This is a genomic window from Wenjunlia tyrosinilytica, from assembly GCF_014646055.1.
In the GTDB taxonomy this organism is placed as follows: domain Bacteria; phylum Actinomycetota; class Actinomycetes; order Streptomycetales; family Streptomycetaceae; genus Wenjunlia; species Wenjunlia tyrosinilytica.
In genome coordinates this window covers 74084-87967 of sequence record NZ_BMMS01000006.1, presented here as the reverse complement: position 1 = coordinate 87967, position 13884 = coordinate 74084, and the positions used below count along the sequence as shown (strand labels likewise).

The 13884-nt window shown below is 71.8% G+C and carries 13 protein-coding genes and 1 pseudogene; 7 read left to right on the top strand and 7 right to left on the bottom strand.

Features of this window, described 5'->3' with window-relative positions; genetic code table 11:
* Positions 1–149: 149 nt before the first annotated feature.
* The 5 genes and pseudogenes from IEY86_RS08545 to IEY86_RS08525 all read right to left on the bottom strand — a co-directional run bounded on the left by IEY86_RS08545 (position 150) and on the right by IEY86_RS08525 (position 5279).
* Positions 150–344, bottom strand: coding sequence for a hypothetical protein (locus IEY86_RS08545; protein ID WP_189130939.1), 195 nt, complete (start codon positions 342–344; stop codon positions 150–152).
* Positions 341–634, bottom strand: a complete 294-nt coding sequence (locus tag IEY86_RS38015; RefSeq protein ID WP_506016875.1) for a hypothetical protein — start codon at positions 632–634, stop codon at positions 341–343. The genes IEY86_RS08545 and IEY86_RS38015 overlap by 4 nt, the downstream gene beginning before the upstream one ends.
* A gap of 333 nt (positions 635–967) precedes the next feature.
* Positions 968–3460, bottom strand: a complete 2493-nt coding sequence (locus IEY86_RS08535) for a penicillin-binding transpeptidase domain-containing protein (protein WP_189130938.1) — start codon at positions 3458–3460, stop codon at positions 968–970.
* Positions 3461–3525: 65 nt separating this feature from the next.
* Positions 3526–3831: pseudogene (locus IEY86_RS08530) on the bottom strand (TerD family protein); the annotation flags it as partial.
* 74 nt (positions 3832–3905) lie between these two features.
* Entirely contained in the window at positions 3906–5279 is a 1374-nt protein-coding gene (locus IEY86_RS08525; protein WP_189130937.1) for a CAP domain-containing protein, read from the bottom strand.
* A gap of 341 nt (positions 5280–5620) precedes the next feature.
* Between IEY86_RS08525 and IEY86_RS08520 the strand changes: the two genes are divergently transcribed.
* The 6 genes from IEY86_RS08520 (at position 5621) to IEY86_RS08495 (ending at position 10950) form a co-directional block, all read left to right on the top strand.
* Positions 5621–5992, top strand: a complete 372-nt coding sequence (locus tag IEY86_RS08520; protein WP_189130936.1) for a glyoxalase superfamily protein — start codon at positions 5621–5623, stop codon at positions 5990–5992.
* A 553-nt stretch (positions 5993–6545) separates the two neighbouring features.
* On the top strand, positions 6546–8039 hold the full coding sequence (locus IEY86_RS08515; protein ID WP_189131089.1) for a sensor histidine kinase: 1494 nt from the start codon (positions 6546–6548) through the stop codon (positions 8037–8039).
* Between the two features lie 20 nt (positions 8040–8059).
* A complete protein-coding gene (locus IEY86_RS08510) occupies positions 8060–8446 on the top strand; it encodes a roadblock/LC7 domain-containing protein (RefSeq protein ID WP_189131088.1) in 387 nt (128 codons plus the stop codon).
* Complete coding sequence (locus IEY86_RS08505; protein ID WP_189130935.1) at positions 8443–8802, top strand: DUF742 domain-containing protein; 360 nt, start codon at positions 8443–8445, stop codon at positions 8800–8802. The genes IEY86_RS08510 and IEY86_RS08505 overlap by 4 nt, the downstream gene beginning before the upstream one ends.
* Entirely contained in the window at positions 8783–9403 is a 621-nt protein-coding gene (locus IEY86_RS08500; RefSeq protein ID WP_189130934.1) for a GTP-binding protein, read from the top strand. Before IEY86_RS08505 ends, IEY86_RS08500 begins: the two co-directional genes overlap by 20 nt.
* Positions 9400–10950, top strand: coding sequence for a cytochrome P450 (locus IEY86_RS08495; protein ID WP_373286976.1), 1551 nt, complete (start codon positions 9400–9402; stop codon positions 10948–10950). Before IEY86_RS08500 ends, IEY86_RS08495 begins: the two co-directional genes overlap by 4 nt.
* On the opposite strand, the gene IEY86_RS08490 is transcribed toward IEY86_RS08495, so the two are convergent.
* Together IEY86_RS08490 and IEY86_RS08485 are read right to left on the bottom strand one after the other, a co-directional pair.
* Positions 10922–11950 (bottom strand): terpene synthase family protein, encoded by a 1029-nt coding sequence (locus IEY86_RS08490; RefSeq protein WP_189130933.1) that lies wholly within the window; start codon positions 11948–11950, stop codon positions 10922–10924. The genes IEY86_RS08495 and IEY86_RS08490 overlap by 29 nt on opposite strands.
* Before the next feature lie 445 nt (positions 11951–12395).
* Positions 12396–13379, bottom strand: coding sequence for a quinone oxidoreductase family protein (locus IEY86_RS08485; RefSeq protein ID WP_189130932.1), 984 nt, complete (start codon positions 13377–13379; stop codon positions 12396–12398).
* Between the two features lie 110 nt (positions 13380–13489).
* Between IEY86_RS08485 and IEY86_RS08480 the strand changes: the two genes are divergently transcribed.
* Positions 13490–13834, top strand: a complete 345-nt coding sequence (locus tag IEY86_RS08480; protein ID WP_189131086.1) for an ArsR/SmtB family transcription factor — start codon at positions 13490–13492, stop codon at positions 13832–13834.
* The last annotated feature ends 50 nt before the right edge of the window (positions 13835–13884 follow it).

Here is a 13884-nt window from a genome sequence, read left to right as displayed (position 1 = left end):
GCCCGTACCGCCGGGACGGGCCGCATCAACCCGGCGCAGCGGTCCGGCGCAGCGGTCCGGCGCAGCGGTCCGGGTCAGCGGTCCGGGTCAGCGGATCGCGGTGGCGTTGGCGGGGGAGCCCGCGGCGCCCGGGAGGTTCAAAGGCGCGGCTACGAGTTGGCAGGTCCAGCGGTGGTCGCTCGCGCAGGCTTCGGCCGGGGGGTCAGGCGCCACAGCTCGCCGATCGCGAAGCCCAGGAGGGCGATGAGGCGCTGGTGCATCATGCCGCTGTCGGTCCCGCCGCCGAAGGGGGAGCCGGTCCGGGCGGGGAGTGCCTCGAAGGCGAAGGTGTCGGCGGCGATCACGGCGAAACGGTGGTCCCACAGCCAGGCGAGGACGTCATGGTCCTGGTCGACGCCGGTGAATCGGCGGGGCTCGCGGACCCGCCGCTGCGCTGCCGAGTCGAGGCCGAGCTACCACTGCGCCAGTCGGTGTGCGGGAGGAGGGCGTCACCCGGGCGGGGGTGGACGGCCTGGGCTCGCGCGGTGGCGCTCAGCGACTCCGCGTCCAGGTGCTCTGCGCGCTCGTGGTCGATCGGCCGCCCCGTCTCCCGCCGGAACCGGCTCACATCGAGGACGAGCCCTCGGGTGACGATGCCGCGTTCGGCCCAGCGCTGGATGCCCAGCGCCGGGCTGCCCTCGGCGATCTCGGCGTCCGGGGTGCCGTTGTAGAAGCCGTGTCCGTGGTGGCGGCGGTGGCGCAGGCCGTCGAACTGGCCGGCCGCCTAGGGGAAGAAGCCGTCCAGGACGTCGTCGCGGTGATCGCGATCCTGCTCACCACCGGTGTGCTCTACCTCGCCATCACGATCCCGGCCGCACTGCCGGCCCACCGCATCGAGCGAAAGGCGGCGATCACACGATGACCGCCGTGCTGTACGACGCCCTCGGTCCGGGCTCGGTCGAAGGCAGGGCTCGGCCGAATGGCAGGCTCAGTCGAAGGCCGCCGAAATCGTTCGTTTGGTGATCCGGGCGGCCAGGCCGCCGTCGGCGGCGGAGGTGGGTGACGGGTCCTCCACGACCACCGCCACGGCCACTTCCTTGCCGTTCGTGCCGCGTTGGGCGTAGGAGGTGAACCAGGTGTACCGCGCCTGTCGGCCTCCCTCGGAGGTCTGGGTGATGCCGGGCTTGCCGCCGACCAGGGTGTCGTGGAGGCGGACGCCCCCGCCCGTGCCGTCCATGACGACGTCGACCATCGCCTTGCGCAGCTCGCTCGCCGTGTTCGCGCTGACCACCTGCGAGGGCTTGGAGCCTCCGTACGTCCGCAGCGTCCTGCCGCGTGAGTCGGTCAGCCGCGCCACCATGTGCGGTGAGAACAGCTTGCCGCCGTTCGCCAGCGCCGAGGAGACCATGGCCATTTGGAGCGGCGTCGCCCGCACCTCAAACTGCCCGAGGCCCGACAGCGCCACCTCCGCCGACCGCATCCCCTCCGGGAAGACGCTCTGCGCGGCCGCCACGGGCACCTTCGGCTTCTCGGTGTTGAAGCCGAACTTCTCCGCGGTCGCCCTCACCTTGTCCTCCCCGAGCGTGGCGGCCGCCTTCGCGAAGACGTTGGAGCAGGAGAGGACGAGCGCGGTGCGCAGGCTGGCGTTCGCGCAGGCGCCCGAGGTGTCGCCGCTCGTGACCTGGGTGCTGGTCCGGGGAAGGACATAGGGATCCGGGCTGTCGGTCCTGTCGTCGACCGACCGGTACAGGCCGCTCTCCAACGCCGCCGCTGCCGCCACCAGTTGGAAGGTGGCGCCGGGGGGATAGGTCTCGCGCAGGGCGCGGTTGCGCAGCGGACCGGTGGCGTCCCCGTTGAGCTTCGTCCAACTGGCCTTGTCCGACGTGCTGTTCCCGCTGAAGACCGACGGGTCGTACGAGGGCGTGCTGACCAGCCCGAGGATGGCCCCGTTGGACGGGTCGATCGCCACGGCCGCGCCCTTCTTGTCGCCCAGCGCCTCGAAGGCCGCCTTCTGGACGGAAGGGTCGATCGTCGTCACCACGTTGCCCGGTCCGGACGACTTGCTCAGCCGTCCGTCCGTGCCGTCGAGGACGGACTGGAACATCGCCTCGAGCTGGCTGGACCCGTAGGCACGCGAACGGAAGCCGGTGACGGAGGAGTACAACTCGCCCGCGGTGTAGGTGCGCTGGTAGGGCACGGTTGTCCCCTTGTCATCCAGGCGCCGTGACCCGGTGACAGGCTTCCCGGCGACGACGATGTCGCCCAGGGGCTTCCCTCCCGCCGCGGGGTTGCCACCGCTGCCCTCGCCCTTGCCGTCCCCGGTGAGCTGAACGACGGCGAATGTCGCCCCGCCGATGACGACCAGAGCCGCAAGCAGCGCACCGGCGATCCGTGCCGGGGACCTTCGCCCGCTCCGCTCGGGCGAGGGGGTGGGGACCGGGGCCGGGGACAGCGGGGGCCGCGTGGGTGGGTCGGCCGCCTGGGCAGGAGAGGGCGGCGGGGCAGCAGAGGGCGGCGGGGCGACAACCAGAGGGGCAACCGGTGGGAGGACCGCAGGGGCCACCGGCGGAACATCCGCCGGCACGGGGCTGGGATGGGGCGTCGGCTCCCGCCGCGGCACCTGCCCGGCCACCGCCGGTGGGAGCCACCCATGCGACACCCTCTCCAGTACCCCCTCACCCGCCCGTTCGGCGCAGAGGTCGATCACTTCGGAGGGAGTGGGCCGCTCGTGCGGTTGCTTCGCCAGGCAGGCGGTGACCAGATCCCGCAGCTCGGCCGGGCAGGCGCTCAGGTCCGGCTGCTCGGCCACGATCCGGTACAGCAGCGCATGCCCGCTCCCCTCACCGAACGGATGGCCCGCGGTGGCGGCGAAGTACGTCAGCAGGCCCAGCGCGAAGACATCCAGCGCTGGGCCCACATCACCGCCGGAGATCTGTTCCGGCGCCATATAGGCGGGCGTGCCCAGTCGGGCGTCCGATCCGGTCAACGCCGTGGCGTCCGCCGCCCGGGCGATGCCGAAGTCGATGACGCGGGGCCCGTCCGAGGCCAGCAGCACATTGGAGGGCTTCAGATCCCGGTGGACCACCCCCACCCTGTGGATGGACTGGAGCGCCTCGGCCACTCCGGCCGTCAGCTGGAACACCGTCGGCAGGGGCAGCGGTCCATGCCGGCGCACGGCGGCGCTGAGCGAGGGCCCGGGCACATAGGCGCTGGCGAGCCACGGCTGCGGCCCCTCCGTATTGCTGTCCACCACGGCCGCGGTGTAGGGCCCCTGCACACGCCGGGCCGCCTCGGCCTCACGGGTGAACCGCCGACGGAACTCCAGGTCCTGGGCGAACTCCCGCCGGATCACCTTCAGGGCGACGGCCTGGCCACCACGGGTGTAGGCGAGATAGACCGCCCCCATCCCGCCCATCCCCAGCCGCCCCCGCACCCGGTACCCGCCGACCTCCCCGGGATCGTCCGCCCCCAACTCCTCCATGCCCGCCCCTTCACCCGCACCGGCCCTTGCGGAGTCCAGTCAAGCAGCCCAGGCCGACGCGGAGTTCACCCGGTGGCCACCGGCTCGGCGGCCTGAACGCGGCGCGCGGGCACGGGATCCAACTGAGCCACGACCCCCGCGTGAAAGCGGTCCACGGCGTTGTCCACGCTGCGGATGAAGCTCGTTTCCGCGTTGCCGCGGGTACTGCCCATCCCCTTGAAGAGGGACAGGCGAAAGCCGGTGATAGGGACACCGTCCCTCGGGAGCATGTCCCCGGGTTCCGGGCGCAGACGTTCCAGGGTGCCTCGCGGTCCGCCGCCCTGTCCGTCGACGAGGGGGATCTCCACGCGGGTGCCCGTGGGCGCGACGGCCGGGGGGATTCAGGGGCCTCGGAGCAACCGCAACCGCGGCCCGGCTGCCGGCGGGGAACCGTCGGCGGGCCGGGTCAGCGGGCCATGCCGAACAGCTGGGTCCAGTAGGTGCCCGCACGGCTGCCGGTGGCGTACCCGATGCCGATGTGCGTGAAGTCGGGTTTGAGGATGTTGGCGCGGTGGCCCGGGCTGTTCATCCACCCCAGGACCACTTCGGCGGGGGTGCGCTGGCCGCAGGCGATGTTCTCGCCGATGCCGCGGTGGGCGCATCCGGCGGAGGCGGCCCGGTCCCACGGTTCACGGCCCTCCGGCGTGGTGTGGGAGTAGAAGTCACGGGTGACCATGTCGTCGCTGTGGCCCTGCGCCGCCGCGGTCAGGCGCATGTCGGGGGCCAGCGGCGCCAGCCCGGCACCCGCCCGTTCGGCGTTGGTGAGCGCGATCACCTCCCGTGCCACATCGGCCAGGCCCGCCGCGGTGAACGGCCGGGCCCACAGCGCGGTCCAGTAGACGTCCCCGGACCGGCCGCCCACGGCGCTGCCGATCCCCACCTGCGTGAACGCCCGGTCGTGGAAGGTGCCGGTGTACTTCCCCTCGCCCAGGCAGTAGGACACGAACTCGCCCGGGGTACGCGGCCCGGAGACGATCTGCTCGGCGATGGAGAGGTAGGCGTAGCCGCCGGCGGCCACGCGGTGGAAGACCGACGTCCCGTCGGGGCCCTCGATGGCGAGGAGGCCCTGGGCGGCCATGGCCGACGCGTGGGTACGGGCCGCGGTGGCCAGCCTCGGGTCGACGGTCACCGGTGGGGCGCCCACCCGGGAGCGTTCGGCGTTGACGAGGTGGAGGAAGCCGTCCGGGCCGTCGGCCGCCCCGCCCGGCTGCCCGCCGTACCCCACGGCCGACTGCCAGCCGTGCCCCGCTCCCGGCTGCCCGCCGTACCGCTCGGGCTCGGCCTCGCGCTCGGGCTCGGCCTCTTCCTCGACGTCGACGCCGAAGTCACGGGCGAGGGCGGCCAGGCCCTCCGCATAGCCGTGTCCGAGGGCCCGCAGCTTCCACTGGTCTGCGCGCCGGTAGAGCTCGGCGACGAGCAGGACCCTCTCAACTGTCGGGCGCGGCGGGGTGAACCGGGCCAGGACCGTCCCACCGCCACCGGTGACCACCATGGCCGGGGCGGGCAGTCGACCGAGCGGGGTGCCGGTGGCTGCGGCGGCGACGACCACGGTCACCCGCCCGGCCCCCGGACGCAGCCGCCGGGGGTCCACGGTCACCGTGTCTCCGCTCAGCCGGGCGCCGGGGGCGGACGGCTGGTTGTAGAAGACGAAGTCGCCGTCGCCCGCCACCTTCCCGTCGTCACCGGTGATGAGGACGGACACGTCGAACGGGCCCCGCACCCGGATTGAGACGGCGCCCTCCGGCATCGGCCTGTTGGCGCCTGGAACCAGCTCGACCATCCCCGCCCCCTCGTCGCCGTCCCCCCAGGGGAACGGTTCCGCCGGGCGGGCGGTTCCAACGGCACCCCGGCCCCGTGGCACCCCGGCCCCCTGGACCGCCCACCCGGGATCCCCCGCGTTCACCCGCCCATCGGCTCGCGCCCCAGCCAGGCGGCCGGTTCCCGGTTCGCCCCGGCACCGGACGGCACCGGCCGCACCTCGCCGGACGGCATTGCGGACCGGAGCTGTCCGCAATGCCTCGTAGTCTCTTCCTCAGCGAACCCAATAATTCAGTCGGCGAAAGTCAGCGGATCTCAGCGCCCATCTCGCGAGATCGGCGGCGGAGGAAGGGAAGAGGCGTCATGGACTGGAAGCTCGAGCTGGTGGCGGTGCCGGTCTCCGATGTGGACAGGGCGAAGGCCTTCTACACGGAGAAGGTGGGCTTCAACGCCGACCACGACCACAAGGTCAGCGACGAGATCCGCTTCGTGCAGCTCACACCGTCCGGCTCCGCCTGCTCGATCGCGCTCGGGACCGGGATCGTCGACAGCGCGCCCGGCTCGGTCAAGGGCCTGCAGCTGGTGGTCGCGGACATCGAGGCGGCACGGGCGGAACTCGCCGGGCGGGGTGTGGAGGTCAGCGAGGTCCAGGAGTTCCCCTGGGGCTCGTTCGTCTTCTTCAGCGACCCGGACGGCAACGCCTGGGCGGTGCAGCAGTTGCCCGCCCGGGGCTGACCGTCGGAAGAGCGAGCGTGGGCGCCGTCCGAAGACCGGTCTGCGGACGGCGCCCACACCGATCCACAACCGGCGCGCAGTTCGAGGATGATCGCCGCCCCCTCCCCTGACGCCGGAACATGATCAAGTCATATCCCCTCCCGACCACCACCCGACACCATCGGTCATCGATGCGGTCATCAACACCAGGGAAACGACTAGAAATTCGCACACATGATCTTTCTACTAGTCGTTCCACCTGAAAAAACGATCATTCAGAGAGACGGGCCTCTTGGTCGAAGCGGAACGGTCTATGCTCCTGGCTTGTGGCGCAGCGCCTTGACGCGATTACGCCATGCGCATGCTCGCTGTGGCCGGTGCCGCAGACCGGGCGGGTCCACAGGTCCCGGTGGTCCGCGGCCTTCGGGTCCGCGGGCGCGCGACGCTGCCCGCATCCGCTACGACACGGGGTCCCGCGGGTGCGGCCGGGCGGTCGACGTATCTGCCCGGTGGCCCGCCGATGCCGCCGCAGCCCGCATGTCCTTCCATCCATTCAACTGTTCTGAGGGTGCAGATGGTTCGCGCTGGATCGTCACCCGGAGTCCAACGGCCCGCTTCCGCTCGCATATGGCTGCTCCCCCCTGCCGTCATGGCGGTCTTCACCGCCTTCGCCGTGCCCGTCGTCTCCGCCGGGGCGCGCGCTCCCGTCGCCTGGTGCGGGGCGGTGGCCGTCGCGCTGCTGGCCGCCGTGTCGGCCGAGGCCGTGCGCCGGGGCCGGACCAATGCCGCTCTGCGTCACCGATGTGCCGCGCAGGAGGCCGAGTTCAGGCGCCTGCTCGCCAACCAGGCGGCGGAGACCGCCCGGCTGGCCGAGGTCGTGCTGCCGGACGCGGTGGCCCGGCTGCAGCGGGGAGAGCACCCCGAGCAGGTGCTGCGCGCCTCTTGCTCCGAGCTCGAGGTCGACTCGCAGTTCCAGGCGGCGCACCAGCGGGTGGTGCGCACCTTCGTGGATGCCGTGGTCGCGGAGGAGGAGCTCCGGGACTCCGCGCAGCGGGCGTTCGTCAACATCGCCCGCCGTGTGCAGGCCATCGTCCACCAGCAGGCCCAGGACCTGCGGGAGATGCAGCACCGGCACGGCAACGACGCCGCGGTCTTCGGCGACCTCCTGCACGTCGACCACGGCAACTCGCTGATCGGCCGCCTCGCGGACAGCATCGCGGTCCTCGGCGGCGCCCGGCCGGGTCGGCAGTGGCTGAAGAATGTGACCCTGTTCAGCGTGCTGCGCGGAGCGATGTCGAGGATCCTCGACTACCGCCGGGTGGACCTGCACTCGGTCGCGAACGTCGCCGTGCTCGGTCCCACCGTCGAGCCGCTCATCCACGCCCTCGCCGAGCTGCTGGACAACGCCACCCGGTACTCGCCGCCGCACACCCGTGTGCATCTGACGGCCACCGAGGTGCAGTCCGGCATCGCCGTGGAGATCGAGGACGCCGGCGTCGGCCTGACCGAGGAGGCCCTGAACCGGGCCGAACGCGTGCTGGCCCAGGCCTCGATCGGGCTGGACCTGACCGACCTCGGTGAGGCGCCCCGGCTCGGTCTGGCCGTGGTCGGCCGCCTGGTGCGGTCGAACCGCTTCCAGGTGTCGCTGCGGCCCTCCGCCTACGGAGGCGTCCGCGCCGTGCTCGTCGTCCCCCGGGACGTGATCACCACGGCCCCCATGCCCGACACCTACCCGGGAGCCGGACTCGTGTCGATGCCCGTACCGGCGTCGGTCACGGTGGCGAACCAGGAGGAGGACGAGCCGGTCATCGCCGGCCGCACCGCCAACGGTCTGCCCCAGCGGCGCCGCCGCCGCAACGCGGCTCCGCTGCCCCGCCCCGCCCGCGCGGGCTCCGCACCCGCGCCCACCGCCGTCCCTGTCACCGCTCCCGAGACGCCGGCACCGGCCGACCCTCCCGTCCAGCCGGGTATCTGGCTGGCCGCCTTCCACAGCGGTGTTTCCGGTGAGGCGCCGACGGACGGGCCCGTCCGCCGCAATGGCGACGGGCCACTGGATGAGAGTGAGTAACCGTGACACAGCGGCCCGACATGGACTGGATGCTCAAGGACCTCGCGACGAGCGTTCCCCAGACCCGTCACGTAGTGGTGCTGTCCGCGGACGGCCTGCGCATCGCGAAGTACGGAACGGACGAGGACGTCGCCGACCGGCTCGCCGCCGCGTGCGCCGGGCTGCAGAGCCTCTCGGTGGCGGTGGCGTCCGAACTCCCGCACGGTGACGGGCGGATGCGCCTGGTCGTGATCGAGATGAGCGGCGGCTTCTTCTATCTGATGGCGGCCGGCACGGGCGCCTACCTGGCGGTGCTGGCCGACGAGGGAGTGGACGCGGGCCTGATGGGCCAGCGCATGCGAGATCTCGTGGCCAGGCTCGGCGGCCACCTCAACAGCCCGCCGCGAGTGGACGGGCGGGTCACGTGAGCGGACCGGAGGACAAGTCCGAAGGAGAACAGCCCGAGCGGCTGTACATCATCACCGGCGGCCGCAGCGACGCGAGCGAGCAGGCACCGCTCGACCTTGTCTCGCTGATCGTGTCCCGGTCCGCCCCGCAGCCGGACATGCTGCCCGAGCACTCCGCCATCGTGCGGATGTGCCAGTACCCCTTGTCCCTCGCCGAGATCTCGGCATACCTGGCCCTGCCGGTCAGCGTCGTCAAGGTGCTGCTCGCCGACCTGTTGGGGGACGGGCGGGTCGAGGCCCGCGCGCCCGTCACTCCCGCGTCGCTGCCCGACGTCGAGCTATTGGAAGCGGTGATGCATGGACTGCAAAAGCTCTGACCGGCACACGGGTCCGAGCCGCGAGGACACCCTGCCCGCCTCGGTCACCGCCGCGGTCAAGATAGTGGTCGTCGGCGGCTTCGGGGTCGGCAAGACAACGATGGTCGGCTCGGTGAGCGAGATCAGACCGCTGACCACCGAGGAGACGATGACGCAGGCGGGTGTCGGCGTCGACGACACCGCCGGTGTGGAGCGCAAGACCTCGACCACCGTGGCCATGGACTTCGGCCGGATCAGCATCAACGACCAGCTGGTGCTGTACCTGTTCGGCACTCCCGGCCAGGAGCGCTTCTGGTTCCTGTGGAACGGGCTGTTCCAGGGAGCCCTGGGCGCCGTGGTCCTGGTCGACACCCGCCGCCTGGAGGTCAGCTTCGACGTGATCGGGCGCCTCGAGGAGCGCGGTGTCCCGTTCGTGGTCGCCGTCAACACCTTCCCCGGCGCCCCCGTGCACTCGATGGAGGAGTTGAGGGCGGCCCTGGACCTGCCCGAGTCCGTGCCCATGCTCGACTGCGACGCCCGCAAGAGGACGTCGAGCCGGGACGTGCTCATGACGCTGATGCGCTACCTCTACTCCCTCGCCGTCACCCCGGAGCCGAAGTGAACGCCCTGCCCCCCGACGACATCCGCCTTCACACCCAGCGCGGCGCCGCGGCGCATCCCGGCCCGCTGTCCGCCGGCCCCCCTCCCGGCTGCCCGGCCCACCAGTGGGACACCGACGGCAAGGCACCCGTGCGGTTGTTCGGACCGCAGCACGAGAGCGATGCGATGGGCGTCTACGCCCGGCTGCGCGCCCAGCACGGCGAAGTGGCCCCGGTCCTGCTCACCGGGGACATCCCGGCGTGGCTGGTCCTCGGCTACCGGGAGATCCTCGAGGTCGTCCGCACCCCCACCCGGTTCTCCCGTGACTCGCGCAGGTGGCGCGAGCTGCGTGAGGGCAGGGTCCCCCAGGATTCGCCCCTCCTGCCGGTGATCGGCTGGCGTCCCGACTGCGTGTCCGCGGACGGGGACGAGCACCGGCGGCTGCGCGAGGCGGTCATCGACAGCCTCGGGCGCTTCGACCGCCGGGGCATCCGGCGCCATGTCACCCGCTTCGCCAACCAGATCATCGACGGCTTCTGCGAGGACGGCCGGGCCGACCTGCTGACCCAGTACGCCCAGCAGCTGCCCATGATCGTGCTGACCGAGCTGCTGGGGATGCCCGAGGAGTACGGGCCGCGGATCGTGGAGGCCGCCCTCGAGCTGATCAAGGGCTCGGAGAAGGCGGTCGAGGGCAACGAGTACATCAGGAGCACGCTGCGGCAGCTCGTGGCCCGCAGGCACGAGGAGCCCGGCGCCGATCTGGCGTCGTGGCTGATGGAGCACCGCGCGGGGCTCTCCGACGACGAGGTGCTCAACCACCTGTGGCTCGTGATGCTGGCCGCGAACGAGAACACCACCAGCCTGATCGCCAACACCGTGCGGATGGTGCTGACCGACCACCGCTTCCGCGCGTCGCTCGCGGGCGTCCGGATGACGCTCGAGGACGCGGTCGAGCAGGTGCTGTGGGACGAGCCGCCGACCGTCGTGCTCCCCGCGCGGTGGGCCACGGGTGACAGCGAACTGGCCGGACGGCACATCAGGTCCGGGGACATGCTCCTGCTCGGCCTCGCCGCCGGGAACGTCGACCCCCTCATCCGCCCGGACCTCGGCGCCTCGATGCACGGCAACCGCGCCCACCTGTCGTTCAGCGGAGGGCCCCACGAGTGCCCCGGTCAGGATGTGGCACGGGCCATCACCGACACGGCCGTGGACATCCTGCTGACGCGGCTGCCGGACGTCGAGCTGGCGGTCCCGGAGTCCGAGCTGGCCTGGCGCTCTTCTACTTGGACCCGCCATCTGGCGGCGCTGCCGGTGAAGTTCGGGCCCCGGTCCCCGATGCCCGTTCCCGAGCAGGCGCCACCGGTGCGGTCCCCGCGTTCCATGCGTGCGTCCATGCCGCAGATGCCGCCGCTGGTGACCGCCACTGCGGTCCCCGGGTCGCCGGGCGGGCCCCCGGCGGGGCCGGCCGGCATGCCGTCCCCGCGTCCGTCCCGGCCTCCGTCCCGGCGCAGGCCGTGGTGGAAGGCCGTCGCGCGGTGGTTCAGCGACGAACCTGGCAGCGGGGACTGATCAGGTCCTCGCTGAAGCCGGGCTCATGGGCGGAGGTGGCGGTGTGGACGGCGTAGCGGTCCGTGGTGGCCTCCCAGTCGTAGCATCCGCGGATCCAGGCATGGACGCCGTCGAGGAAGAGCTCCCGGTGATCGCGTTGGAGGGCGGCACGGCCGGTTCCGGCGGGCGACCGCTGGAACTGGGACTCCAGGACCCTCAGCCGCTCGATCCGGGTCCTGACCATGGCGCTGATCTCCTGGATGGCGTCCTGCTGCGAGCACCGCATCTCACGCATGAGCACGAGGACGAGATTGTGCGGGTCACCGCGCATCGACTCCTTCTCGAGGGAGGAGATGTCGTTGTTGAACGCGATCACGTCGGCGGCGATCCGCCGGACCTCCTGGACATGGGGGCTGTAGTACTCGGCCGGTGTCAGCTCGAAGTGCCCCACTCGCTCGACCATGTCGAGCAGCGGGTGCATGTCGACGGATTTTTGGCGCATGTCCAGGTAGACATCGAGAGGCGGAGGGGTGCCTCCGTGGCGGTTCTCGGCCTCCTGCACGTAGACCGAGTAGTTGGCCGCGAAGTTCCTGCCGGCGCGCGAGCGCCAGTCGTCCGACATGCCGGGGACGGTCCGCTGCCACAGGTCCTTCCAGGAGCGCACCAGCGGGGTGCCCTCGTACTCGGGAGCGATGGGGGAACCGTCGATGACGGAGATCATCGCGCCGCACACACCGGAGGCGCGGTCGGGCTGCCACCCCAGAGGGCCGTCGAACTGGTCGTCGAAGAGGAAGGCGAGGGACAGCACCCCGCAGATGAGGTCGAGGTCGTCCCCCGTGGCACGGGGGTTGGTGCGGGCGGCGAGTTCCGCCACCCTCCATGAGCGGTAGCGCTCCATGGATTCGTCACTGCCGACGAGTCCCATGTCACGGACCCAGGCGATATTGCGCTCGCGGGCGGCGTCGTGGTCGGGACTGATCCCGGGTGGGAAAGGTATGTGGAGTTCGGTTCCCTGAGGCATCGTTGTCCCCTCTTTCTGCTCCCCCGAGGCACCGGGTCGGCGCTCCCGGCTCCGGGGCATCTTCCCCCCGCATATGTCCGGCCACAACAGCGCCTAAGCGCCACCCACGCGCCTTACGAGCCGAGCGCGAGCCCCTGTTGTGCGCGCCTTGTACCACCCCCCCGTCGGCCTTCGGCGGGGGGATCCGGGGTGCTCGGAACGACGGCGGAGAAGCCGTTCATTCCAGCCCTGACCTGGGACAACTCATTTGCGTCGAGGGGAGGCGGGTCAGGGCGGCAGTGGACGGGCACGCGGTGCCCTCGAGGGATCACCGCTGCCGCCGGGCCTGCTGAGCCATGCTCAGTTCGCGCCGGACACCGAGGAGATACTGGGTCTTGCCCCATACTTCACCTTCGGTATCGGGGGCCGCTCGGCGGCACGCGGTGCCATGCGCGGGAGGGCGGGGTCAGCTCTCGGCGACGCGCAGGAGGAGCTTGCCCGTGGAAGTGCGGCTCTCCATGAGCCGGTGGGCGCGCGGGGCGTCCTCCAGGGAGAACTCCGCCGTGACCGGGAGGCAGACCTCGCCGTCCGCGACCAGTTGGAACGACGCGGCGGCGAGCTCCCGCAGGGCCGCGGGGTGGGTGGCGGCCAGCGCGATCATCGAGAATCCCGCGACGGCCCGGCTGCCGCCCGGGTACAGCTCCGCCTGTCCGACCTGGAGGGGTCCGGCGAAGCTGGCATTGCCGTAGGTGACGACCCGCCCGTACAGGGACACCGACTCCAGGGTGCGGTAGAAGGTCTGACCACCGACGGGGTCGAGGGCGAGGTCGACGCCCCGCCCGCGGGTCACCCGCCGTACCTCCTCGAAGAAGCGGTCGCCGACGAACACCTCGTCGTAGCCGTGCTTGAGGGCGTGGTCGACCTTGTCGGCCCGGGAGACCACGCCGTACACCGCTCCCGCGCCCGCCGCCTTGGCGACCTGCGCGACCGCCGTGCCGACACCCCCGGCCGCGCCCTGCACCAGCACGCTCTCGCCCCGGCTGAGCCTGCCGACCTCGTGGACGAGGGCGTGAGCGGTCGGCAGCACCGTCGGCAAGGTGGCACCCGTGCGGGTGGAGACCCCTTCCGGCAGGGGGAAGACGGTGGCCGCGGAGGCCAGGGCGACCTCGGAGTAGCCGCCGCCCGGAAGGAAGGCCGCGACGGGCTGGCCGACCGTCAGCCCCTCGGCGCCCCGGCCGATCGCGCGCACCCGTCCGCCCACCTCGAAGCCGGGGACGTGGAAGGGGCGTGCACCGTAGCCGCCCCTGGCACGGGCCTTGACCTCGGCGAAGCTGATGCCCGCGTAGTCGACGTCGATGGCCACCTCTCCGGCATCCGGCTCGGGCGCCTCGATCTCCACCACCCTCAGCACATCCGGGTCACCGAAGTCCTCCATCACAACGGCACGCATAGCGGCTCCTCCACCGAGTATGTTCAATCAGCGTCGAACAATTAGAGTGTATGGATATCATCGAACAGTCCGCAAGCGGATCAGCGACACAGGGAAGGCAGGCGAGCGCCATGGCCGAGACGGCCGCCACCAGACCGAGCCACCGGGCCGCCCCCTCGCACACCCACCCCGACGAGGTCGCGCTGACAGCGGCGCTGGCCGCCCTCGCCGACCCGGTACGGCTGCGGCTGGTACGCGAGTTGGCCGCCTCGGACGAGTGGGAACGCACCTGCGGCTCGTTCGACGTGCCGGTGGGAAAGGCAGCGCTCAGCCATCACTTCGCGGTGCTGCGGGACGCTGGTGTGGTCGAGCAGCGGGACATCGGCCGCAAGCGCACCAACCGGCTGCGCCGCCCGGAGTTCGACCGGCGCTTCCCGGGCCTGCTCGACCTCGTGGTCAACGACCGGGACGGTTGAGGACGGTCCGACGAAGGCGACCGCCCGCCGACGGCTCTCCCGTCGGCGGG